Source organism: Microbulbifer regidiadema (SeqCode) (assembly GCF_052466995.1).
In genome coordinates, this window is sequence record NZ_CP174297.1 from 52,705 (window position 1) to 73,501 (window position 20,797).

The window sequence follows — 20,797 nt, forward strand, 5'->3', positions numbered from 1 at the left end:
ATGGTGCTTGTGGGCACCGAATAAATGATTGCACAAGAGGGTTAACCCCTATGTCCCACGGGAATCATCAGGAACGTCTTAACGAGTCGCTCTCGGCGCTCATGGATGGCGAAGTCAGCGAACTGGAGCTGCAACGGCTTCTGAAGGCCAGCGCGGCCTCTGAAGAGTTGGGTGAGCGCTGGTCGCGCTACCAGCTCGCGGCCAGCGTGATGCGCCGCGAACAGGTCGCACCGGTTGACGTCGGCCTTGCAGCGAGTATTTCTGCCGCCATCGACGAGGAAGAGCCCCTGTCCCAAGGCGGCAATGGGGGATCTGCGGTTGCTGGCAGTTTGATCAACAATCGCTGGTGGCGCCCGCTGTCCCGTGGTGCTGTTGCCGCGACAGTGGCTTTTGCCGCTATTTTGGGTGTGCAGCAAATGACAGAGTCTCCGCAGAATACCATGCCGGGGACCAGTCAGCCGGTGGCATCGGTAGAGCGTGAGGTTCAGCCGGTGGTTCAGTCGGCGCCACAGCCCTCCGGCTTCTATGTGCCCGCTCCCTCCACGCGCTCTGTGAGCACAGCGGCGCCCCGCTTTGTGCCGGAGCAGCGCACCGGTGTTGTGGGCCAGGCCGTTATTCAGCAGGCGGTCACTCCCGAGTTGATACGCCACCTGAATCGCGTAATGATTCAGCATTCAGAACAAGCCGCTCATGTGGGCACTCAGGGTATGGTGCCCTTTGCTCGCGCCACTTACGGCGAACAAGTTGGTATGTAGTGTGACGAAAGTCGAAACCAGGGGACGTCGAATCCTCAGTAGGGCTCTCTGGGCCAACGGTTTGCTGTTGGCCTCCTCACTGTCGGTATCTATCGCATCTGCTCAGGTCGGCGCCGGGGTTGAGTCCGCTGCCCCCACCACGATTAATCTCGATATGGCGACGCCCCCCGCGACCGCGCCGGCTGTGGCAGCGATGGCTGTGACGGGCGAGGGCGCAGTTGAGCTGGACAGCTCCGCTGCAGCTCCCGAGGGGGGGCTGGGCACCGTATCGGTGCAGGAGGCGGTAACTCCTGGTGCCACCAATCTCAATACCGCAGCACAGAGTGGCCTGGTCAGTTCGGGTGCAGCGGATAGCAATGAGATTGAGCACTGGCTGGCCAAGTTGGCAAAAGCGGTAACCGAGCTCGAATATAGCGGTTTGGTCACCTTCGAACACGCGGGCCTCCTGGAGACTTTGCAGGTCGTTCACGGGGTTCGAGAGGGTGAACAGGTAGAGCGTGTGCGCTACCTGAGCGGCGAGCCGAGAGAGTTGATCAGCCACGGCAGTGCCGGAAACTGCGATATCAGTACCTCGCCGAGAAATCGCGCCACCGCGTGGAGTTCGGTGGGGCAGCAGCAGGTGCAGCGGGCCTACCAGTTTATCCTGCGGGGTGAGGAGCGCATTGCGGATCGCGAAGCCGTGGTCATCGAAGCGCGCCCTCGGGATCGCTATCGCCTGGGCCTGGTCGTGAGCCTCGATAGGCAGACCGGGTTGCCGCTGAAGACAATGTTGGTAAGCACCAAGGGCCGAGTGCTGGAGCGCTATCAGTTTGTGCAACTGGATCTCTCCCCGGTTGAGGATGCCGCTTTGCAAGCGGTCTCCAGCAATGCCCGTCGCATCGACAATCGAAGTGATTGCACCGCGTCACAGAGCCGCTGGCAGGTGGGTTGGCTGCCCGAAGGTTTTCGGGTGGTCTCGGTCAAGCCGTTGTCCGATGGCGATATGATGGTGTTTAGCGATGGCCTGGGGGTGTTCTCCGTATTTGTACAGCGCCTCGGTTCGGAGCTTGAGGACGTCAAAGGGCGGGCTATGCGCGGAGCCACAGTGTTTTATGTGGACCGGCTCGAACTGGAGGGTGTTGCTTACACGGTTACTGTGGTAGGTGAAATCCCCGATGCTACCGCCCGCCGTGTCGCCAGCTCGATTAGCGCAAAGAGCTAAGTGAGCGTATAGGTGCTGCAAGAGCGTGGCCGGGTAGTGGCGATAGAATCTGACGCGATCTGGGTGGAGGCCACCCAGAGCAGCGCCTGTAGTGGCTGCTCTACCAAGTCCAGCTGTGGAACCGGGCTGCTGGGCGATTTGTTTTCCTCCTCGACCCGGGTCAGGGTCGCCCTAAACGGCTTTCCCGCCGATAAAATTCACCTCAATGATACCGCCGTTATCGGTATCACCGAGAATGCCCTGACCAGCAGCGCTCTGCTGGTTTACCTCCTTCCCCTGATGTCATTGGTACTGGCTGCGCTGATTGGGGATTTGCTGTTTGCAGAGCCCGGCGCGGTAGTGGGGGCACTGCTCGGCCTGGTCGCCGGCGCTTTGGGTGTTCGCTGGTACAGCGGATACCAGTCGGGGAACCCCACTTATACCCCGGTGCTGCTACAGATTGAGCCCTCGCAGAAATAGCGAGGGTATTGATCGCGACGGCGATATTTTCCCTTCCTGACCTAAACTGAAAATTCCTTTTTCTGCCTGGAGAGGCTCCCGATGCGGGCTCGCTGTTTCGATGAGCGCTGGCCTTTGCGTACTGCTTTTGTTATTTCCCGTGGCGCTCGCACCGAAGCCCAGGTTGTGGTGGTGGAGGTTAGCGCGGGCGGTGTTACCGGAGTTGGTGAGTGCACACCTTACGCCCGCTATGGGGAGAGTGTGACCTCTGTTCTAGATCAATTACAGCCTGTGCTTAAAGATGTAGCCAATGGGCTGACGCGAGCGCAATTGCAGCGGCATATGCCTGCCGGGGCTGCGCGAAATGCACTGGACTGTGCGCTGGTAGATTGGGAGGCTAAGCGTTCCGGGCGCCAACCCCCCGCGCCCGACGCTCTCCCTACCGTACAAACTCTGGTTGTGGCCAGCCCCAGGGCCATGGCGGACGCCGCGCGGGTCGCTGCTGAAGCTGGGGTTGCTGTGCTCAAGTTAAAGCTCGATGACCGGCATGTGCAGGAGAGGGTGTCGGCAGTTCGAGCGGCGGCACCCGAAGCCAGGTTAGTGATTGATGCCAACGAGGCCTGGCGGGCTGAGACGCTGGTGCAGCGATGTCGCGATTTGAGCGAGCTGGGGGTGGCAATGTTGGAGCAGCCTCTGCCGGCGGGCGAGGATGAGTTTCTGGAGACCTTTGAGCACCCGCTGACCATTTGTGCCGATGAGAGCTGTCATACCCGGGATGATCTGCCGAAGCTGGTTAAGCGCTATGACATGATCAATATCAAACTGGATAAGACCGGTGGGATTACCGAGGCGCAGGCGTTGGCGGATGCAGCTTCGGGGCTCGGTTTACAGGTTATGTTGGGGTGTATGCTGTGCACTTCGCGAGCGATTCGCGCTGCCTGGCCCCTGGGGCGTCGGGCGAGCTTCCTGGACCTCGATGGCCCCACCTGGCTGGCCAGAGATGTGGAACCGCCGCTGCGCTTTGAGGCGGGTAGGGTTTACTGGGCGTAAGTGAGTAGCTCGATTAGGGCCTGTAGGTAGTCTTCGCTGGCGGCGTCAGCGGAGATGGGGGGAAACTCAAGGGTAATACAGGGCAGTGCTTGCTCGGCACACCAGGTGCCAAAGGAGCCCGGAGTTTGGTAGCCCACGTCTCCCACCAGTGGCAGTTTGAAGTTGCTGGCAAGCTGCATCCCCAGTGGGCTATTGCTGGGGTCTTCGATACAGGCCAGGGGTTCGTGAATGGAGACGGTCCAGCTGGGCACCAGTTTGGCAATCAGCTGGCAGAGTGCCGAGGTCTCGGGTTCAGAGGCAGCGCTATCCCCGGTACTCAGGCGAACGTCGCGTTTTTCGGCGGCACTATTCCAGCGGTAGACACTGCCCTCGCTATCCCAGTTTGCCGTAGCGAAATTGCGGTTGAGATCTACACCGCGCGCGTTGGCCCTGGTGCCCAGCTGGCAGCCGTCCGGATTGATCGCGAGGATGACGTGGTGACTCAGTGCGTGGCTGGTAAGCGCCCGCAGCGCACAGGACAGTGCGACGACTGCGGCCACTTCATCCCCGTGCGTGCCGGCCATTATAAGGCCGTGGTGACTGCCAGTTTGCGCGGGGAAATAGAGCAGAGGGGCGCCCAAAACACTTTTACCGTAGCGCTCTGTGGACTGGTGAAACTGGCCGCGCTCGGAGCGCGGGCACATTTCGGGCATCATTAGCTCTTTACACAGTTTTACAGTCTGTTGTAGAACTTTGGTGACTGGATCGCCACTAAGTCGTTACTGAGAGTCCTCGAAAGGGCTGGACATGCCAAGGCTCGCCCTTGAAGGGACTCGCAAATCCAATGGTTTCATATTAGAAGGGATCACTAGGGGTAACAAACCTATGGTTAAAAGTTGTACACAATATCTACTGGTTATCTGTCTATTGATTTCCGGGGTTGCCAGTGCTCGCGGACTGCCTGAACTCACGGAGTTGATCGAAGATAACTCCCCGGCGGTTGTCAAAATCAATACGGTTGATCGCAATCGTGTTAGTCGCAGTAGTCAGCCGCAGCTTCAGCAGGAAATTCCCGATATCTTCCGTCACCTGTTCGAGCCGCGCCAGCGCCAGCAGCGCCCGGTAGCGAGTATGGGGTCCGGCTTTATCATCTCTGAAGACGGTTATATCGTAACCAACAATCACGTGGTTGATGGTGCTGATCAGGTCACCGTGACGCTGACCGACCGCCGCGAATACGAGGCGCAGATTATCGGCAGGGATGTGCGCTCCGATCTGGCTCTATTGAAGATTGATGCGGATGATCTGTCGGCGGTGCGCTGGGGAGATTCCGAAGATCTCCAGGTGGGGGAGTGGGTTGTCGCTATTGGCTCTCCTTTCGGTCTGGACTACTCCGCCAGCGCCGGGATCGTCAGCGCCATGGGGCGCAGTATCCCCAATGAGAGTCAAGAAAATTACGTTCCCTTTATCCAGACGGATGTGGCGATCAACCCCGGTAATTCCGGCGGCCCGCTGTTTAATCTGGATGGTGAAGTAGTGGGGATTAACTCCCAGATCTATACCCGCAGCGGCGGTTCTATCGGCCTGTCCTTTGCTATTCCCGCGAGCCTCGCCCAGGACGTGGTGGCCCAGCTGAAGGAGAAGGGGCGCGTGGATCGGGGCTGGCTCGGTGTGGGTATCAGCAATGTCAGCCGCGATATGGCGGAGGCGATGGGGCTCGATAAGCCCGCCGGTGCTCTGATCGAGCAGGTGAGCCCCGGGTCGCCCGCAGCCCGCGCGGGAATTATTCCCGGCGACATTATCATGCGTTTCCACGGCCAGGAAATTGGTGTGCGCGGCGACCTGCCACACGTAGTTGGTCAGATTCGCCCCGGTACAAAGGCTCAGGTGGAACTGATGCGCAAAGGGAAGTCTGAGCGGGTCAATGTCATTGTTGGCGCCCTGCCGGGCTCCGCTGATGAGGGCGTTCAAACGGCGGCCTACCGCAGCTCTGCGGTAGGGGGGCGCTTGGGAGTGGTGGTTGAGGAGATCCCCGATGTCCTGAAGCAGCGCTGGAATGTGGAAACTGGCGTGCTGGTGAAGCAGGTGATTCCCGGCAAGCCCGGCGCTAAAGCGGGTCTGCGCAGCGGCGACATCATCGCTCAGCTCGGCTTTGAAGAGGTGGATGACCTCGGTGACTACAAAACCGTTGTGAAAGATCTGCCGAAAGACGAGCTGTTGCCGATTCGTTTTTTCCGTGCCGGACAGTCCACTTTCCGTACAATTAAGATCGAAAGCTGATGGCTTTCGGGTGATTGGTGGCCCATTGGGCCACCTAGCTCTCACCTCTGTCCATGAGTTCTGTTAGACTTGCGCCACACAGTTGGCACAGCAGCCAGCTAATCATTTGATTTTGCAAGGGTTTTTATTCCGCAGTGGCCACAGATCTCTCTCATATCCGCAATTTCTCCATTATTGCCCATATCGACCACGGCAAATCTACCCTGGCTGACCGCTTTATCCAGGACTGTGGTGGCCTTTCCGATCGGGAGATGGCCGAACAGGTTCTGGACAGCATGGAGCTCGAGCGCGAGCGTGGGATTACCATTAAGGCGCAGAGTGTGACGCTCGACTACACGGCGCGCGATGGCAAGACCTATCAGCTGAACTTTATTGATACCCCGGGGCACGTGGACTTCTCCTATGAAGTATCCCGCTCTCTAGCGGCCTGTGAGGGCGCGCTGCTGGTGGTTGATGCCGCCCAGGGTGTTGAAGCCCAGTCAGTTGCCAATTGCTATACGGCCATTGAGCAAGGCCTGGAAGTGATTCCGGTTCTGAACAAGATGGATTTGCCCCAGGCGGACCCGGAGAAAGTTGCAGAAGAGATCGAAGATATTATCGGTATCGATGCTACCGAGGCGACCCGTTGTAGTGCCAAGTCCGGCCTTGGGGTTGAAGATGTGCTGGAAGATCTGGTGCGTATGGTACCGCCGCCGGAAGGCGATGTGGATGCCCCCCTACAGGCGCTGATTATCGACTCCTGGTTCGACAGCTATCTGGGCGTTGTGTCTCTGGTGCGTGTCGTTCAGGGTACCCTGAAAACCAAAGAAAAGATCGTTACCAAGTCTATCGGTCGCGCCCACGTTGTCGACAGCGTCGGTATCTTCACGCCCAAGCGCCATGAAACCGGTGTGCTTCGCGCCGGTGAAGTGGGCTTTGTGGTAGCGGGTATCAAGGATATTCACGGTGCCCCGGTGGGTGATACTCTGACCCATGCCAAGGGTGCCGATGACATCGACATGCTGCCGGGCTTCCAGAAAGTTAAGCCCCAGGTCTATGCCGGCTTATTCCCGGTCAGCTCAGATGATTATGAGGCCTTTAGGGATGCGCTGGAGAAGCTCTCGCTGAACGATGCCTCCCTATTCTATGAGCCGGAAACATCCGATGCCCTGGGCTTTGGTTTCCGCTGCGGCTTCCTCGGCATGCTGCATATGGAAATTATCCAGGAGCGCCTGGAGCGGGAATACGATCTGGACCTGATCACCACCGCGCCCACCGTGGTCTACGAAGTTGAGCAGTCAGACGGTGAGACTGTGATGGTGGACAACCCATCGCGCCTGCCCGATGTGGGTTCTATCGAAGAAATGAGAGAGCCGATTGCCGAGGTGAATATTCTTGTTCCGCAGGAGTACCTGGGCAATGTCATCACTCTGTGTGTGGAAAAACGCGGTATCCAAAAGGATATGCAGTACGTGGGTTCACAGGTTTCCCTGCGCTACGAACTGCCGATGAGCGAAGTCGTTATGGACTTCTTCGACCGCCTCAAGTCTGTAAGTCGCGGTTTCGCTTCGCTGGACTACAGCTTTGTCCGCTTTGAGGCGGCTAAGTTGGTGCGCCTGGACATCCTGATTAATGGCGACCGCGTAGATGCTCTGGCCCTGATTGTTCACCGCGATAATGCGCAGCAGAAGGGCCGCGCTATGGCGGAAAAAATGAAAGAGCTGATCCCCCGACAGATGTTTGATGTGGCGATTCAGGCGGCCATTGGCGGCCAGGTGGTTTCTAGAACCACGGTGAAGGCGCTGCGCAAAAATGTGACGGCCAAGTGTTACGGTGGTGATGTTACCCGTAAGAAAAAGCTGCTGGAGAAGCAGAAAGCGGGTAAGCGCAGAATGAAGCAATTGGGCCGTGTTGAGGTGCCACAGGAGGCATTCCTGGCGGTACTGAAGGTGGATCAGTAGAGCGCAGGCTCTGCGCCAGGATAAAAATAAGGGATAGTAGAGAAACGTAATGGATATTAATTTACCTCTGATTCTGCTCTGCTTGGTGACGATTAGCGGAGGAATCTGGCTGGTCGACAGCCTGTTTTTCGCCCGTCACCGCAAGAAAAAAGTTGGCGATCAGCAGGAGGACCCGGTCGTTGTCGAGTACGCGAAGTCTTTCTTCCCAATTCTCGCGTTTGTGTTTGTTCTGCGCTCTTTTCTGTTTGAGCCTTTTCAGATCCCGTCGGGCTCCATGATTCCAACGCTGGAAATTGGGGATTTTATCCTGGTTAACAAGTACGCCTACGGTGTGCGTTTGCCGGTATCCCGCACCAAGGTGATGGACGTGGGTGAGCCCAAGCGCGGTGATGTGATGGTGTTCTTCCCCCCGCACAACAACAATACCTACTATATCAAGCGGGTGATTGGCTTGCCGGGCGACAGGATAGAGCTGAAAAATAATGTGCTCTATGTCAACGGTAAACTGGCTCGCCAGGAGTTGATTCGCGCTATTCCGCCGAGCAACCCGCAAACGGAGGTTATGTGGGAGGACCTCGATGGTTATCGCCACGAGATGCAAAAAAGTGTTCACCTCAGACGCTACAGCAACTTCAGTGGTGTTGTTCCAGAGGGACACTATTTCATGATGGGCGATAATCGCGATAACAGCCTCGATAGCCGGGAGTGGGGTTTTGTTCCCGAGAAAGACATCGTTGGCAAAGCTTTCGCCATTTGGATGCACTGGGACAAGCTACTCAGTTTGCCCAGCTTTAAGCGTGTAGGCTCAATCCAATAATGAAACCAGCCGGGCACTAGCCCGGTTATTTATAAAGGATGGAGGGCATATTTATGGGTGACAGACTCAACTTTTCTCTGCAACGGCAAAGAGGTATGAGTTACTGGGGGTGGCTGCTGGTCATCGCGGTACTGGGGTTTGCTTTGACCTGTGTCTCCAAAATGGCACCGGCCTATGTAGATGCGCGCTACGTCAATGAGGGGCTAAAAACCCTCGGTAAGCGTCCCGACCTGGAAGGTATGACGGCCGGCCAAATCAAGAAAGAGCTGAGCCGCTTTTTCCTCGTTAACAATGTTCGCGGAGAGCCGACCAAATCGGTACAGGTCATTCGCGGTACAAAGGGGTCTGTGGTGAGCATCGATTACGAGTTGCGCCAGCCCTTGATATACAACGTTGACGTTGTAATGAAGTTTAATAAGCAGCTCGATACGGCGAAGCCAGAACTTTGCTGTGATCCGCTGATTGATCTGGAGCAATTCCGCAAACGTGACTGATCTTTTACTGGAACGCCTCTGCAAGCGCCTCGGCCATGATTTTGCTCAGGCCGAGCTGCTTGAACTGGCTCTTACCCACCGCTCCCATGGCAGTCGTAACAATGAACGGCTGGAGTTTCTCGGCGATTCTATTCTCGGTTTCACCATCGGTGCGGCACTTTACGAGCAGTTCCCCCATGGGCGCGAGGGGCAGTTGAGCCGCTTGAGGGCTCAACTAGTGAGCGGTGAAACACTGGCGAAGCTCGCCCGGGAGCTGGATATTGGCGATTGCCTGCGCCTCGGCGAGGGCGAAATGAAAAGTGGCGGCTTTCGCCGGGCGTCAATTCTCGCCGATGCCGTAGAGGCGCTGATTGGTGCTATCTACTTGGATGCCGGCTTGGAAGCGGCGCGTGCCCGGGTGCTTGAGTGGTTTGCGCCGCGCTTGCAGGGACTGTCACTGGAGACTGTGAAGGACCCGAAAACCCGCCTACAGGAGTGGCTGCAAGCACGCAAAAAGCCGCTGCCGGAATATAAGGTCGTAGATGTCTCTGGCGCAGAGCACGCCCAGCACTTTGTGGTGGAATGTCGTGTCAGTGGTCTCGCGCAGCCGGTAAAGGGTGAGGCCAGCAGTCGTCGCAATGCTGAAAAGACTGCGGCGGTTGAGGCCTACAAGCTGCTTACCGGGCAGGACTAACCTTACAATACAAGCGCTGCGTCGGATTTATATCCCGTATCGCACTGACAGCCTCCGGCATCGCCGGGGGCGCTTCTGGCTCCGGGTCTCCCGGAGACCTCCAACTCTTTCGGAGAAATTTCTTGAGCGAACAACCTTCTCGCTGTGGCTACGTCGCGATTGTCGGCCGCCCCAATGTGGGAAAATCCACACTGTTGAACCACCTGCTGGGGCAGAAGCTCGCGATCACCTCGCGCAAGCCGCAGACGACCCGCCACAATATGCTCGGTATTAAAACCGAAGGTCCAAACCAGATTATTTTTGTCGACACCCCGGGCCTGCATTCAGACCAGGAAAAAGCGATCAACCGCTATATGAACCGGGCGGCGGCCAGTGCTGCGCGGGATGTGGATGCGGTGGTGTTTGTGGTGGAGCGCACTCGCTGGAGCGAGGCGGATCAGTTGGTGGCCGATAAGCTGCGCGGCATTAAATGCCCGCTGATTATTGCCGTGAACAAGGTGGATCAGCTCGAAGATAAAGCGGACCTGTTGCCCCAGTTGCAGGCCCTGGCCGAGCAGCACCCAAAAGCAGAGATCGTTCCGATTTCGGCCCTGCGCAATGTAAATCTGGATGCGCTGGAAGAGGTTATTTTGAAGCACTTGCCCGAAGGGCAGCACTTCTTCCCGGAAGACCAGGTGACTGACCGCAGCTCGCGCTTTCTCGCCGCAGAAATTGTGCGCGAAAAGATTATGCGCCAATTGGGTGCCGAGGTGCCCTATCAGGTCACCGTCGAAGTGGAGGAGTTTACCCAGGAGGGGAAGGTCCTGCATATCAGCGCTGCCATTTTGGTTGAGCGGTCCGGTCAAAAGCGCATCCTGATCGGAAATAAAGGCGAGCGGATTAAGCAGATCGGCAGCCAGGCGCGAGAGGATATGGAGCGCATGTTTGACAACAAGGTAATGCTCAATTTGTGGGTCAAGGTAAAGTCTGGCTGGTCCGATGATGAGCGGGCTTTGCGCAGTCTGGGCTACAGAGACGAGTAATCATCGGGGCCGTTTTCCCCTGGCACTATGAAAAGCCCACAACCGCCCCAGCCCGCGTATATCCTGCATTCGCGCCCCTATAAAGACTCCAGTTTGATTCTGGAGCTTTTCACGCCCGATTACGGTCGCTTGGGCTGTGTCGCCCGTGGGGCCCGCCGCGACAAGCAGCGCCGCCAACAGGCGTTGCAGCCTTTTACTCCGCTACTTGTCACCCTGATGGGGGCGGGTTCGCTCAAGACGCTCGGCCCGGTTGAAAATGTGGGAGTGCCACTTTGGCTCAAAGGACGAGCGGTCTATGCCGGTCTCTATGCCAACGAGCTGATGGTAAGACTGCTTCCCGAAGGGGAGGCGCACTACACATTGTTCGCAGCCTATCAAAACCTGCTGGACTCGCTCTCCCAGTTGGAAGGGCTCTCCAACCTTGAGCTGGAGGGCCCGCTGCGCCGCTTTGAGTTGCGGCTATTACTGGAACTCGGTAACTGTCCATCTCTCAATACTTGCACTCCACAAGACGTGGCGGTAACTGAGCAGGGCGTTTATCACCTGGATGTTGAGCGGGGTTTAATCCCTGTGCATCGCTCTGGTGGAGCGCATCTGGGAGAGGCGGATTTCTCTGGTGTGGAATTGCTGGGTATGGACAGGGCTATGAATGGAGGGGGCTGGGCGGATACTGCGTTGGCGCCAGCGAAGCGCTTAACGCGCCTGCTGCTGCGCGGGGTGCTGGGGGACAAGCCCTTGCAAAGTCGCGAGCTATTTCGACAGGTGTACGGAAAATAATGATTGTAAGTATTGGTACGGATATCTGTAATTACCGCCGGATCGAGACGGTGTGGCAGCGCTTTGGCGATCGCTTTGTCGAGCGTGTTCTCAGCGCAGGCGAGCGGGAGGACTTCTATGCCATGGCTGAGGCCACCCGGGCTGCGTACTTGTGCAAGCGCTTTGCCGCAAAGGAGGCGGTTGCGAAGGCCCTGGGCACCGGGATTGGTGAGGGGGTTTCCTGGCAGGATATTGATGTCCGTCGGCGCAAAGGAGCCGCGCCGCAGGTTGTCCTGGCGGGCGCAGCTAAAGAGCGGGCTGGAGCACTTGGTGTAGACAGGATTCACCTCAGCCTGTCCGATGAAAAAGACTCCGCCTTGGCATTTGTGCTATTTGAATCCCACTAGGCGACCACTTCCAAGCCGAACAGCGCATCCAGGTCCTGCTCTGAAGCCCACTCCCTTAGGGCCCGTATCTCTCTGAGAACGGCATTGAGTTTGCGCTGGTCAAAATCCTGGCTGTCAGAGCCCTGAATAGTGCGCAACGTCTCCTGTAAAACACAGGTGGACTCCCTCAAGCGGGAGACGCCACAGTAGCAGCAGCCCCCATGCATACGGTGGGTGAGCTCGAACATCCCCTTGTAGTCGCCGAGATTGTGCAGTCGCTCAAGCTCTACCTCATCTGAGCTGAGCCCGTCGATAAGCATGCGCAGCATATCCCTGGCCAGCTTGGCATCGCCATTGGCCAGGGTCAGGCACTCACTGATATCTACCAGGCGCACCTCTTTGAGCTTAACTTTCTCTACAGCCTGAGGGGTGATGATCTTGAGCCAGCGTTTGATCATGTGGGAGAGCTGGGCTTCGCTGACAGGTTTGCTCAAGTAGTCATCCAGCCCGGCGGATAGCAGGCGGGCTTTCTCTTCGGCACCGGCGTGAGCGGTGAGAGCAATGATTGGGGTGCGATGGTCAGTCTCTTGCTCGCGAATCAGGCGGGTCGCTTCGATACCATCCATTTCGGGCATTTGAATGTCCATAAACACCAAGTCGAAGGCCCCCTGCTGCCAGTGCTGTAGGGCCTCCTCGCCACTGGCGGCAATAACCACTTCTACATCCTGGGAGCGCAGGAGTTCACCGACCAGTCGGCGGTTTGCAGCGTGGTCATCCACAGCCAGTACGCGTGGCGGGGCCGGCCATGGAAGGGCCTGCACCCCACTGCTAACTCGCTGTTGTCCCTGCTGGGGGACAGCCCTTTTGAGTGAGCGCAGCAAATTGTCGCGAGTGACCGGTTTGCTGAGGAAGGTGAGGGTGCGGGTGCGCAGCTGATCATAGCAGCGCCGCAATTCCGCCGGTGGGCCGAGCACGATGACGCGGCACTGATAGGCATCAACCAGTGACTGCACTTGGCTACTGAAACTGTCGAAGTCCCCCTTTGCCGCCGCAGTATCGATAATAACCGCGTCGGGCAGGGCATCGTGCCGCCACATTTGTTCAATTGCCGGTTGTAGGGTATCGGTATCCCCCAGTTCGATGGGTTCCACTTTCCACTGGCTGAGCAGTTGTGCCACTTGGGCGCGTGTGGTCGGGTTGGGATCTGCAACGAGTATTCGGCAGCCTGGGTACTGAGTGCGCGGGTATATACCGCGGTTGCGCTCGGCCTGGAGGGAAATTTGTACCCAGCAGGTGCTGCTGTCACTGGCAGTTTCCTCGATACCGGTACAGCCGCCCATCCTTTCAACCAGGCTGCGAGCAATAGACATGCCCAGACCATTTGCGCTGATTTGCTGGGTGAGCTGCGGGGACTTACTGGTGAGAACCCTCTGGATTTCCCGGCGGCCGGCCTCATCAATCCGGTTGCCCAACCCGGTAACGGAAATACGCAGGACCAGTTCGGAATCCTTGCTGCTCTGTACCGACAGGCGCACGGGAATATTGCCATTTTCCGAGCTGCGCACCGCATTACCTATCAGGTTTGTCAGTACTTGCTTGATTCGCAGTGGGTCCCCAATCAGGGTTGGGGGGAGTTGGGGGTCGATTAAGGGCACCAGCTCCAAGTGGTGCTCATAGGCGTTTGGAGCCAGTATTTGCAATGTCTCTTCAAGCAGTAGCCCCAGGTCCATAGGGATATGGTCGAGGACCAAGTTGCCGGATTCGATACGGGAAAAATCCAGGATGTCGTTGATGGTGGTCAACAGATTTTCTGATGAGCGCAAAATGGTTTGCAGGTAATCCTGCTGCAACTCATCAATACCCGTTTTTAGCAATAGGTTGGTAAAACCGATAATGCCATTTAGCGGCGTGCGAATTTCATGGCTGGTATTGGCGAGGAAGGTCGATTTAATCCGGCTCACCTCCTGGGCGCGCTTGCGTGCCAGGTCCAATTCAATATTCTGCTCCTCCATACTGTCCAGGGATTGGCGCAGGTCATCCATGGACTGCGACAAGTTCGCTTTGTATTCCTGCTGGTAATTGGACAGGCTTTCAGCCATTTCATTAATTTGATTTCCCAGCTGCGCCAGCTCCCGGTTCTCTGTCTCATGGGTGCGTCGATCAAACTCCCCCCGCCCAATGGCTTCCAGCGTACGTCCCATTCTTATCAGGCTGTGGGCAAAGCGTTCGGACATAATGACAGACCAGGCCAGCGCGGCCAGGGTACAGAGAATCAACCCCACCAGGCCCACCAGTAAAACCTGGTAGGTGCCCACCAGGAAGTAGGGGCGATGTAGCTCGATGCTGATCCAGCAGGTGGTGATATCCCCCTTCAGCGGCTGTAGGACTTGAAGAGTCTCGTCATCTTCGAAGATAAAGGATTCGCGCTGCTTGAGTAGATCTTTGTTGACCGGGGTGCGGGGGTGTGGGCCGGCACTGGCTAGCAAGCTGAGCCCGGTGCCGGGGTTGAGGGCGCGCTTGGTACTGGATTCGGTGGAATAGATATGCACGGATCTGACCATATCCTTTTCCAGCATAAGTGCCAGTAGGCTTTTGCGCAGCCATTCCATACGCAACTCAGCCGGATGGCCGCCACTCATTTCTATTAATTCGGCCAGCTGCTCGGCACTGGCTCGCCCGTGACTCAACAGCAGTTGGCGGCGATCGTGCATTTGTTGCAGGGTAAACACGAAAGCGAGAAGCAGAGACAGGATTAGTGCGGGTGCTACGGTGAGGCGGAATACCAGGGTTCGCAAGGATCTAGGTTGCTCTGGTTCCTCGATTGAGAGGATAGGGTTGCCTTTGGCCATGGTAAAAAGGGGCCTTGTAGGATTATTTTCCCTTCATTTTACCGCTATGTACATCTGAACGCACTCCTTCACTCAACAGATACGGCCTCTTTTTGTCTCAATTTGCTGATTTCAGAGGCTGGGATAGTGAGTGAGCGGGGTGAAGTGGCTTAGACAGCAGGTTGTTCTCAATCTAGTGGCATTCGTAGGAATGCCTAGTCACTTCAAGAAGCCGCAATACCGTGTGTGAATCGCTCTGCAAGTCCTGCAGAGATATTGCGGGGTTGCTCAAGGTCCTTAATAACTGGAGGGGATGTGGAGCAAAGTAGAGGGTATTTAGTGCACGGTTGCGCTTGCTGTACACTTGTCTCCCGCAAGATTTTTCTGGAATTTATTGCATTATGGATTATCCAACAATTGCTGACTGTGTAGGCAATACACCGCTGGTTAAGTTGCAGCGCCTGCCCGGTGATACCAGCAATACGGTTTTGCTCAAGCTGGAAGGCAATAACCCCGCAGGTTCGGTAAAAGATCGCCCGGCACTCTCGATGATTAACCACGCGGAAGCTGCGGGTTATATTGCGCCGGGAGATACCCTGATCGAAGCGACCAGTGGCAATACGGGGATTGCCCTGGCAATGGCGGCGGCAATCAAGGGCTATCAAATGATTTTGATTATGCCCGATAGCGCCACCGAAGAGCGCAAGGCTTCAATGACGGCCTATGGGGCAGAATTGATTCTGGTGAGCGCTGAAGAGGGTATGGAAGGGGCGCGGGACCTGGCCCTGCAAATGCAGGAGGATAAAAAAGGCTTGGTGCTTAACCAGTTTGCCAATACCGATAACCCCCTGGCGCATTTTGAGGGAACTGGGCCGGAAATCTGGCAGCAGACCGCTGGAAAAGTGACTCATTTTGTCTCTTCAATGGGGACAACCGGTACAATTATGGGGTGCGGGCGTTATTTGAAAGCGCAAAACCCCGAGATCCAAATTGTTGGATTGCAACCAACCGAAGGTTCCAGTATTCCGGGGATTCGCCGTTGGCCAGAGGCCTACTTGCCAAAGATTTTTGTTCCCGAGCAGGTGGATATGGTCATGGATATGGGGCAGCGGGAAGCCGAAGAGATGACCCGCAGATTGGCGAAAGAAGAGGGCATTTTTTGCGGTGTTTCTTCTGGAGGGGCGGTAGCCGGTGCTTTGAGATTGTCCGCGCAGTTAGAGAATGCGACGATTGTTGCAATTGTCTGTGACCGAGGTGACCGCTATTTATCTTCGGGGCTGTTTGCCAGCTAAAAATAACCCTTGAGGCCTCTGAATAATTCCGCTATACCCCTGCGGATCTCGATGGCTTAAAAAGTTGGGTGCGGCCCGCTGTAAATAGCCAGAATTTCTTCAGGGGGGGCAACTTTACAGAGCGGTTTTCAGGGGCCCTTATATTTTTACGCTCGAATTGCGCTATGGAGTTTTCTGCGGGTAACCCTTCCTTATATTCGGAGTTGGACGGGATATTTACGCTCGCAGAAAAGCTCCAGGCCAGCTATTTTTTTGGTTTTTTCAAATAATTCTCGATTGTTTTTTCTGGTTTTGCTTTGGTGTAGCGAATTTTCTATTCGTTATTTTTAATTATTGTTAAAAAAATTCCGCCTACTACAAAAAGTGTGTGGTGTGTAAAGTTCGGTAAAGCTCCATATTGATTTCCCTGGGGCACCCTCGAGAGGCAGCAGTGGCCTATTGAGAACCTTGGATTACCGTTCAGCACCGCTTTACTTTCCCGTAGATATCGATTTTACCGCTCTACTCTCTGGTCAAAAGCTCAACAAGCTGTGCAAGACTTATACCCTCTTGTTCGAACTGGTACAAAAAACTGCTGAATTTCGCGCAGCTTACGGAAATGCCTATAGAAAATCATGGACTTTGGTGAGTACAAACCTATGATAGAGGCTCCTTAAATCGGTACGAATACTGAATTAACCTGTTGCTATGGCCAAGTGACGATAAAATTATGCCAATAACACAGATGACTCCTGTTAAAAGATGGTTCAAGTAAGAAAACACCACTCCTTCGGTGGCGAAGGTGAACTCGACCTTGAATCCTGGTTGCGCCACGTACAGAAACTTGCGGGCCTGGACGGCTCTGCAATCGTGACTTTGCGACACGCAGCTGAGGTGAGTGCAGAGGCAGAGCAGCGCGCTATTGAGGCGGAAAATATCTGGGCAGAGGGGGCGAGCAGTTTTGCCACCGGCCTGGAGATGGCTGAGATACTCGCCGACTTACAGATCGACTCAGAGGCTCTTGTTGCAGCAGTCTTGTACCGGGCTGTGCGCGAAAAACGCCTATCGCTAACCACTGTGGAAAAAGAATTTGGTGAACGTGTCGCCAAGTTGATCGGCGGTGTTTTGCGTATGGCGGCAATCCGCAGTCGCAGTGCGGATACCAGCGAAGAAAATACCAGCGGTGCTGTAGAAGAGCACTCGGAGAATATCCGACGCATGCTGGTGGCATTAGTCGACGATGTGCGCGTGGCCCTGATCAAGCTTGCCGAGCGCACCTGTGCGATTCGCGCGGCTAAAAACTCGGAGCCGACAAAGCGCCAGAGAGTTGCCCGGGAAGTGGCCGATGTTTATGCGCCCCTTGCCCACCGCCTGGGTATTGGCCATATCAAGTGGGAGCTGGAGGACCTGTCATTTCGCTACCTTGAGCCTGAAGATTACAAGCAAATTGCCCGTTTGCTGGATGAGAAAAGACTGGCTCGGCAGCAGTATATTGACGAGGTACTGGAGTTATTGCGCTCCGAGCTTGAACGCGCTCATATAGAGGGGGATGTCTACGGGCGGGCGAAGCATATCTACAGTATCTGGCGGAAAATGCGCCGCAAAAATATTGGCTTTTCCCAAGTCTATGATATCCGTGCGGTGCGTATTCTTGTTCCCACGGTAAGGGATTGCTATGCCGTTTTGGGGATAGTGCACAACCTCTGGCGCAATATACCCAATGAATTTGACGATTATATCGCCTCGCCCAAAGAAAACGGCTACCGCTCACTGCACACGGCAGTGATCGGCCCTGAGCGCAAGGTGCTCGAGGTCCAGATTCGAACTTTCGCCATGCACGAGGAGGCGGAGTACGGTGTTTGTGCTCACTGGCGCTACAAGGGCACCGACCTCAAGAGCGAAAATAAAGATAGCTACGAGCAAAAGATATCCTGGTTGCGGCAGGTGCTCGATTGGCATGAAGAGGTGGGGGGGAATCCCCTGCAAGATGATCTGCGCTCCAGCGAAGCGGATTCTCGCATCTATGTATTTACCCCGGGAGGCCACGTTGTCGATCTGCCTCGGGGGGCAACACCATTAGATTTTGCCTACAAAATTCATACGGAAATTGGCCACCGCTGCCGTGGGGCTAAAGTAGATGGAAGAATAGTGCCGCTCAACTATCAGCTGGAAACCGCCAATCAGGTGGAGATCTTGACGGGGAAACTCGAAGCTCCCAGCCGCGATTGGCTCTCCTCGGGTATGGCCTATATTACGACCTCCCGCGCCAGAGCCAAGATTATCCACTGGTTTAAACAGCAGGCGCGGGACCAGAATATCGCCGATGGGCGCAGCATACTGGATAGGGAGTTTAAGCAGCTCGCGCTGAATGACTTCGATTTTGAGAAGTTGGCGGCCAAGCTCAATATGCACTCACTGGAGGACCTCTACGCAGCGGTGGGTGCCGGTGATATCGGCGTGGGGCAGGTGCTCAATGCTGCCCAGCGGATGGTGAAGGTAGACAATGTCCCCCGGGTGCCATCGCTGACGGCCCCAGTTGCCCGGGGGGAGGGCAAGGCAGATGTCTATATCGACGGTGTGGGGAATTTACTCACCCATATTGCCGGTTGCTGTAATCCGGTTCCGGGCGATGAAATTATGGGCTATATCACCCTGGGGCGCGGAGTCTCTATTCACCGCAAAGACTGCGCAAATATGCTGCGCATGCAGGTTGAAGAGTCTGAAAGAGTGCTTCAGGTCAGTTGGGCAGAGAAGCCCCGTGAACTCTATGCGGTTGAAATTGTGATCGAAGCCTACGATCGCCAGGGGTTGTTGCGGGATGTCACCGTGATGCTGGATAGCCAGAAAATTAATATTACCGCTATGCAAACCCGCTCTAATAAGAATAAGCATACGGTAGAAATGATTGTGACCGCTGAGATTCACAACTTTGAAGAGTTAAGCCAGGTGTTACACCGGATTAATCAACTTCCCAATGTAGCATCGGCAAAGCGGCGAATTTTGCGCTGAATAGGGAAAAAAGTGGAACAGAATTACTCTGTGGAGGACCTACTCCACCTGATGGCTCAACTGCGCAACCCCGATGGCGGTTGCCCTTGGGATCTGAAACAGGACTTTGCCAGTATAGTTCCCTCGACGATTGAAGAGGCCTACGAAGTTGCAGAGGCTATTGAACAGGAGGACTTTGAGCATCTGCACGAAGAGCTTGGGGACCTTCTCTTCCAGGTTATTTTTTATGCTCAGCTAGGGTGCGAGAAAGGCTATTTTGATTTCTCCCAGATTGTCGACACTCTGGTGCGCAAGTTAGTGCGCAGGCATCCCCATGTCTTCCCCAGTGGAACCCTGTACGGCAGTCGCTCTGCTGGGGCTCTGGATGAAGCCGAAGTAAAGCGGAACTGGGAGGCGATTAAACAGGCTGAGCGCACAGCTAAGGGAGATTCCGGCACTCTGGCAGGGGTCGCGACAGGGCTGCCCGCATTGACGCGTGCAGCCAAATTGCAGAAGCGCGCCGCTCGAGTCGGTTTTGACTGGCCCGATATCGCCGGTACCCTCGATAAGATAGAAGAGGAGGTTGCCGAGCTGAGGGAAGCCCTGGCGAGAGGGGATACTGAGCACGCAAAGGAGGAGTTGGGAGACTTGCTGTTTTCCTGTGTGAATACATCCCGGCACTTGAAGGTTGACCCAGAGGCTGCTCTGCGGGGCAGTAGTAGGAAGTTTGAGCAGCGTTTTGGCTTTGTTGAGGCCCGCTTGCAGGGTGAAGGGCGGCAGGTGTCAGAGGCGACGCTGGAAGAATTGAATCGACTTTGGGATATGGCCAAGGGGCAGCGTCCCCCCGGGGCGGAAAGCTAAAGGCTTGGCGAGCCCATCCATGGCGTCACTTCCCGGGCGCCTCTGAACCACCCAGCGATGCGCAGAGTGTGAATCGCTCTGCAAAGCCCCATAGGGTGGGCCCTGAAGTGTGTTGCAGCTTCGGCAAAGGGCGCGGCCATTCGCGGCGAGCTGCGCCTAACATCTACCGCCGGCAAGGCCCGCAGAGATATTGCGGAATTGTTCGGAGGCTCCCTGGTTTGTATCAGTGCAGGGAGTACCGGTGGCAATCTTGCCCAATCTGAGGTCTGAGTGTAAGGTAGCGCTCTTTTAGCGCGGCGGCTTTTGGTTCGTCGAAAGTATTGGAGGCTTACTGAACATGCGAATTATTCTCTTGGGCGCGCCGGGGGCCGGCAAGGGCACTCAGGCTCAATTCATAACAGAGAAGTTCGGCATTCCGCAGATCTCCACCGGCGATATGCTTCGCGCTGCGGTGAAGGCGGGTACCCCTCTTGGCCTACAGGCCAAGGATGTTATGGACGCAGGAAAACTGGTTTCTGACGACCTGATCATTGCGCTGGTTAAAGAGCGTATCGCCCAGGAAGACTGTGCAAAAGGTTTCCTGTTCGATGGTTTCCCTCGCACTATTCCCCAGGCCGAAGCCCTGCTGGAAGCCGATGTCCACATTGACCACGTTCTGGAAATCGCTGTCGACGATGAAGAAATCGTAAAGCGCCTTTCCGGTCGCCGAGTTCACGAAAACTCCGGCCGTGTCTACCATGTGGTTTACAATCCGCCCAAGACTGAGGGTGTCGATGATGTGACTGGTGAGGCTCTGATTCAGCGTACCGATGACACGGAAGAGACCGTACGCAACCGTTTGGCGGTCTATCACGAGCAGACTGCACCGCTGGTGGGTTACTACCGCGAGCTGCAAGCGCGCTCTCCTGAGGCGGCTCCTAAGTACAGCAAGGTAATGGGGGTTGGCAACATGGATGAGATTCGCGAGAAGGTATTGGAAGCTCTCAGCTGAGATCGCCAGTAATGCTTTTCAAAAGCCCCCATTTGGGGGCTTTTTTGTATCTTCTGTAGCAATTGGG

The 20,797-nt window shown here is 55.9% G+C and carries 18 protein-coding genes; 16 read left to right on the plus strand and 2 right to left on the minus strand.

Going from position 1 to position 20,797, the window contains the following annotated elements:
• Nucleotides 1–50 precede the first annotated feature (50 nt).
• The 4 genes from ACJJIK_RS00235 to ycjG all read left to right on the plus strand — a co-directional run bounded on the left by ACJJIK_RS00235 (nucleotide 51) and on the right by ycjG (nucleotide 3,444).
• The gene (locus ACJJIK_RS00235) at nucleotides 51–755 is read left to right on the plus strand and encodes a sigma-E factor negative regulatory protein (RefSeq protein ID WP_444931763.1); all 705 of its coding nucleotides are present in this window, start codon (nucleotides 51–53) and stop codon (nucleotides 753–755) included.
• Between the two features lies 1 nt (nucleotide 756).
• Nucleotides 757–1,956: a MucB/RseB C-terminal domain-containing protein gene (locus ACJJIK_RS00240; protein WP_444943858.1), complete on the plus strand. Its 1,200-nt coding sequence runs from the start codon at nucleotides 757–759 to the stop codon at nucleotides 1,954–1,956.
• 12 nt (nucleotides 1,957–1,968) lie between these two features.
• Complete coding sequence (locus ACJJIK_RS00245; RefSeq protein ID WP_444931761.1) at nucleotides 1,969–2,415, plus strand: SoxR reducing system RseC family protein; 447 nt, start codon at nucleotides 1,969–1,971, stop codon at nucleotides 2,413–2,415.
• An 81-nt stretch (nucleotides 2,416–2,496) separates the two neighbouring features.
• Complete coding sequence (ycjG, locus tag ACJJIK_RS00250; protein WP_444943859.1) at nucleotides 2,497–3,444, plus strand: L-Ala-D/L-Glu epimerase; 948 nt, start codon at nucleotides 2,497–2,499, stop codon at nucleotides 3,442–3,444.
• On the opposite strand, the gene mpaA is transcribed toward ycjG, so the two are convergent.
• Nucleotides 3,432–4,136: a murein tripeptide amidase MpaA gene (gene mpaA / locus ACJJIK_RS00255; RefSeq protein ID WP_444943860.1), complete on the minus strand. Its 705-nt coding sequence runs from the start codon at nucleotides 4,134–4,136 to the stop codon at nucleotides 3,432–3,434. The two genes, ycjG and mpaA, sit on opposite strands and share 13 nt — an antisense overlap.
• A 172-nt stretch (nucleotides 4,137–4,308) precedes the next feature.
• Here mpaA and ACJJIK_RS00260 point away from each other — a divergent pair, with 172 nt between their 5' ends.
• The 8 genes from ACJJIK_RS00260 (at nucleotide 4,309) to acpS (ending at nucleotide 11,812) form a co-directional block, all read left to right on the plus strand.
• A complete protein-coding gene (locus tag ACJJIK_RS00260; protein WP_444943861.1) occupies nucleotides 4,309–5,703 on the plus strand; it encodes a Do family serine endopeptidase in 1,395 nt (464 codons plus the stop codon).
• Between the two features lie 134 nt (nucleotides 5,704–5,837).
• A complete protein-coding gene (gene lepA, locus ACJJIK_RS00265; RefSeq protein WP_444931757.1) occupies nucleotides 5,838–7,643 on the plus strand; it encodes a translation elongation factor 4 in 1,806 nt (601 codons plus the stop codon).
• Nucleotides 7,644–7,692: 49 nt separating this feature from the next.
• Nucleotides 7,693–8,460: a signal peptidase I gene (gene lepB / locus ACJJIK_RS00270; protein WP_444943862.1), complete on the plus strand. Its 768-nt coding sequence runs from the start codon at nucleotides 7,693–7,695 to the stop codon at nucleotides 8,458–8,460.
• 53 nt (nucleotides 8,461–8,513) lie between these two features.
• Nucleotides 8,514–8,954, plus strand: coding sequence for a DUF4845 domain-containing protein (locus ACJJIK_RS00275; RefSeq protein ID WP_444931755.1), 441 nt, complete (start codon nucleotides 8,514–8,516; stop codon nucleotides 8,952–8,954).
• Nucleotides 8,947–9,627 carry a ribonuclease III gene (rnc, locus tag ACJJIK_RS00280; protein ID WP_444931754.1) on the plus strand — a complete coding sequence of 227 codons (681 nt, stop codon included), beginning with the start codon at nucleotides 8,947–8,949 and terminating at the stop codon, nucleotides 9,625–9,627. The genes ACJJIK_RS00275 and rnc overlap by 8 nt, the downstream gene beginning before the upstream one ends.
• A 122-nt stretch (nucleotides 9,628–9,749) precedes the next feature.
• Nucleotides 9,750–10,649 (plus strand): GTPase Era, encoded by a 900-nt coding sequence (gene era, locus ACJJIK_RS00285; protein WP_444931753.1) that lies wholly within the window; start codon nucleotides 9,750–9,752, stop codon nucleotides 10,647–10,649.
• Nucleotides 10,650–10,676: 27 nt separating this feature from the next.
• Nucleotides 10,677–11,426, plus strand: coding sequence for a DNA repair protein RecO (gene recO, locus ACJJIK_RS00290; RefSeq protein WP_444943863.1), 750 nt, complete (start codon nucleotides 10,677–10,679; stop codon nucleotides 11,424–11,426).
• The gene (gene acpS, locus ACJJIK_RS00295) at nucleotides 11,426–11,812 is read left to right on the plus strand and encodes a holo-ACP synthase (protein WP_444943864.1); all 387 of its coding nucleotides are present in this window, start codon (nucleotides 11,426–11,428) and stop codon (nucleotides 11,810–11,812) included. The genes recO and acpS overlap by 1 nt, the downstream gene beginning before the upstream one ends.
• Here acpS and ACJJIK_RS00300 read toward each other — a convergent pair.
• Nucleotides 11,809–14,586, minus strand: coding sequence for a response regulator (locus ACJJIK_RS00300; protein ID WP_444943865.1), 2,778 nt, complete (start codon nucleotides 14,584–14,586; stop codon nucleotides 11,809–11,811). The genes acpS and ACJJIK_RS00300 overlap by 4 nt on opposite strands.
• A 434-nt stretch (nucleotides 14,587–15,020) precedes the next feature.
• Between ACJJIK_RS00300 and cysM the strand changes: the two genes are divergently transcribed.
• The 4 genes from cysM to adk all read left to right on the plus strand — a co-directional run bounded on the left by cysM (nucleotide 15,021) and on the right by adk (nucleotide 20,730).
• Nucleotides 15,021–15,911, plus strand: a complete 891-nt coding sequence (gene cysM, locus ACJJIK_RS00305) for a cysteine synthase CysM (RefSeq protein WP_444931749.1) — start codon at nucleotides 15,021–15,023, stop codon at nucleotides 15,909–15,911.
• 741 nt (nucleotides 15,912–16,652) lie between these two features.
• Nucleotides 16,653–18,899 (plus strand): GTP diphosphokinase, encoded by a 2,247-nt coding sequence (gene relA, locus ACJJIK_RS00310; RefSeq protein WP_444931748.1) that lies wholly within the window; start codon nucleotides 16,653–16,655, stop codon nucleotides 18,897–18,899.
• Between the two features lie 12 nt (nucleotides 18,900–18,911).
• A complete protein-coding gene (mazG, locus tag ACJJIK_RS00315; protein WP_444943866.1) occupies nucleotides 18,912–19,739 on the plus strand; it encodes a nucleoside triphosphate pyrophosphohydrolase in 828 nt (275 codons plus the stop codon).
• Between the two features lie 337 nt (nucleotides 19,740–20,076).
• Nucleotides 20,077–20,730 (plus strand): adenylate kinase, encoded by a 654-nt coding sequence (gene adk / locus ACJJIK_RS00320; RefSeq protein WP_444931746.1) that lies wholly within the window; start codon nucleotides 20,077–20,079, stop codon nucleotides 20,728–20,730.
• Nucleotides 20,731–20,797 lie beyond the last annotated feature (67 nt).

What these genes read in the sequence shown, in the direction of transcription:
- ycjG (WP_444943859.1), top strand. Translation starts at nt 2,497, where the DNA reads ATGCGGGCTCGCTGTTTCGATGAGCGCTGGCCTTTGCGTACTGCTTTT.
- ACJJIK_RS00275 (WP_444931755.1), top strand. Translation starts at nt 8,514, where the DNA reads ATGGGTGACAGACTCAACTTTTCTCTGCAACGGCAAAGAGGTATGAGT.
- ACJJIK_RS00235 (WP_444931763.1), top strand. Translation starts at nt 51, where the DNA reads ATGTCCCACGGGAATCATCAGGAACGTCTTAACGAGTCGCTCTCGGCG.
- cysM (WP_444931749.1), top strand. Translation starts at nt 15,021, where the DNA reads ATGGATTATCCAACAATTGCTGACTGTGTAGGCAATACACCGCTGGTT.
- mpaA (WP_444943860.1), bottom strand. Translation starts at nt 4,136, where the DNA reads ATGCCCGAAATGTGCCCGCGCTCCGAGCGCGGCCAGTTTCACCAGTCC.
- acpS (WP_444943864.1), top strand. Translation starts at nt 11,426, where the DNA reads ATGATTGTAAGTATTGGTACGGATATCTGTAATTACCGCCGGATCGAG.
- ACJJIK_RS00260 (WP_444943861.1), top strand. Translation starts at nt 4,309, where the DNA reads ATGGTTAAAAGTTGTACACAATATCTACTGGTTATCTGTCTATTGATT.
- lepB (WP_444943862.1), top strand. Translation starts at nt 7,693, where the DNA reads ATGGATATTAATTTACCTCTGATTCTGCTCTGCTTGGTGACGATTAGC.
- relA (WP_444931748.1), top strand. Translation starts at nt 16,653, where the DNA reads ATGGTTCAAGTAAGAAAACACCACTCCTTCGGTGGCGAAGGTGAACTC.
- recO (WP_444943863.1), top strand. Translation starts at nt 10,677, where the DNA reads ATGAAAAGCCCACAACCGCCCCAGCCCGCGTATATCCTGCATTCGCGC.
- adk (WP_444931746.1), top strand. Translation starts at nt 20,077, where the DNA reads ATGCGAATTATTCTCTTGGGCGCGCCGGGGGCCGGCAAGGGCACTCAG.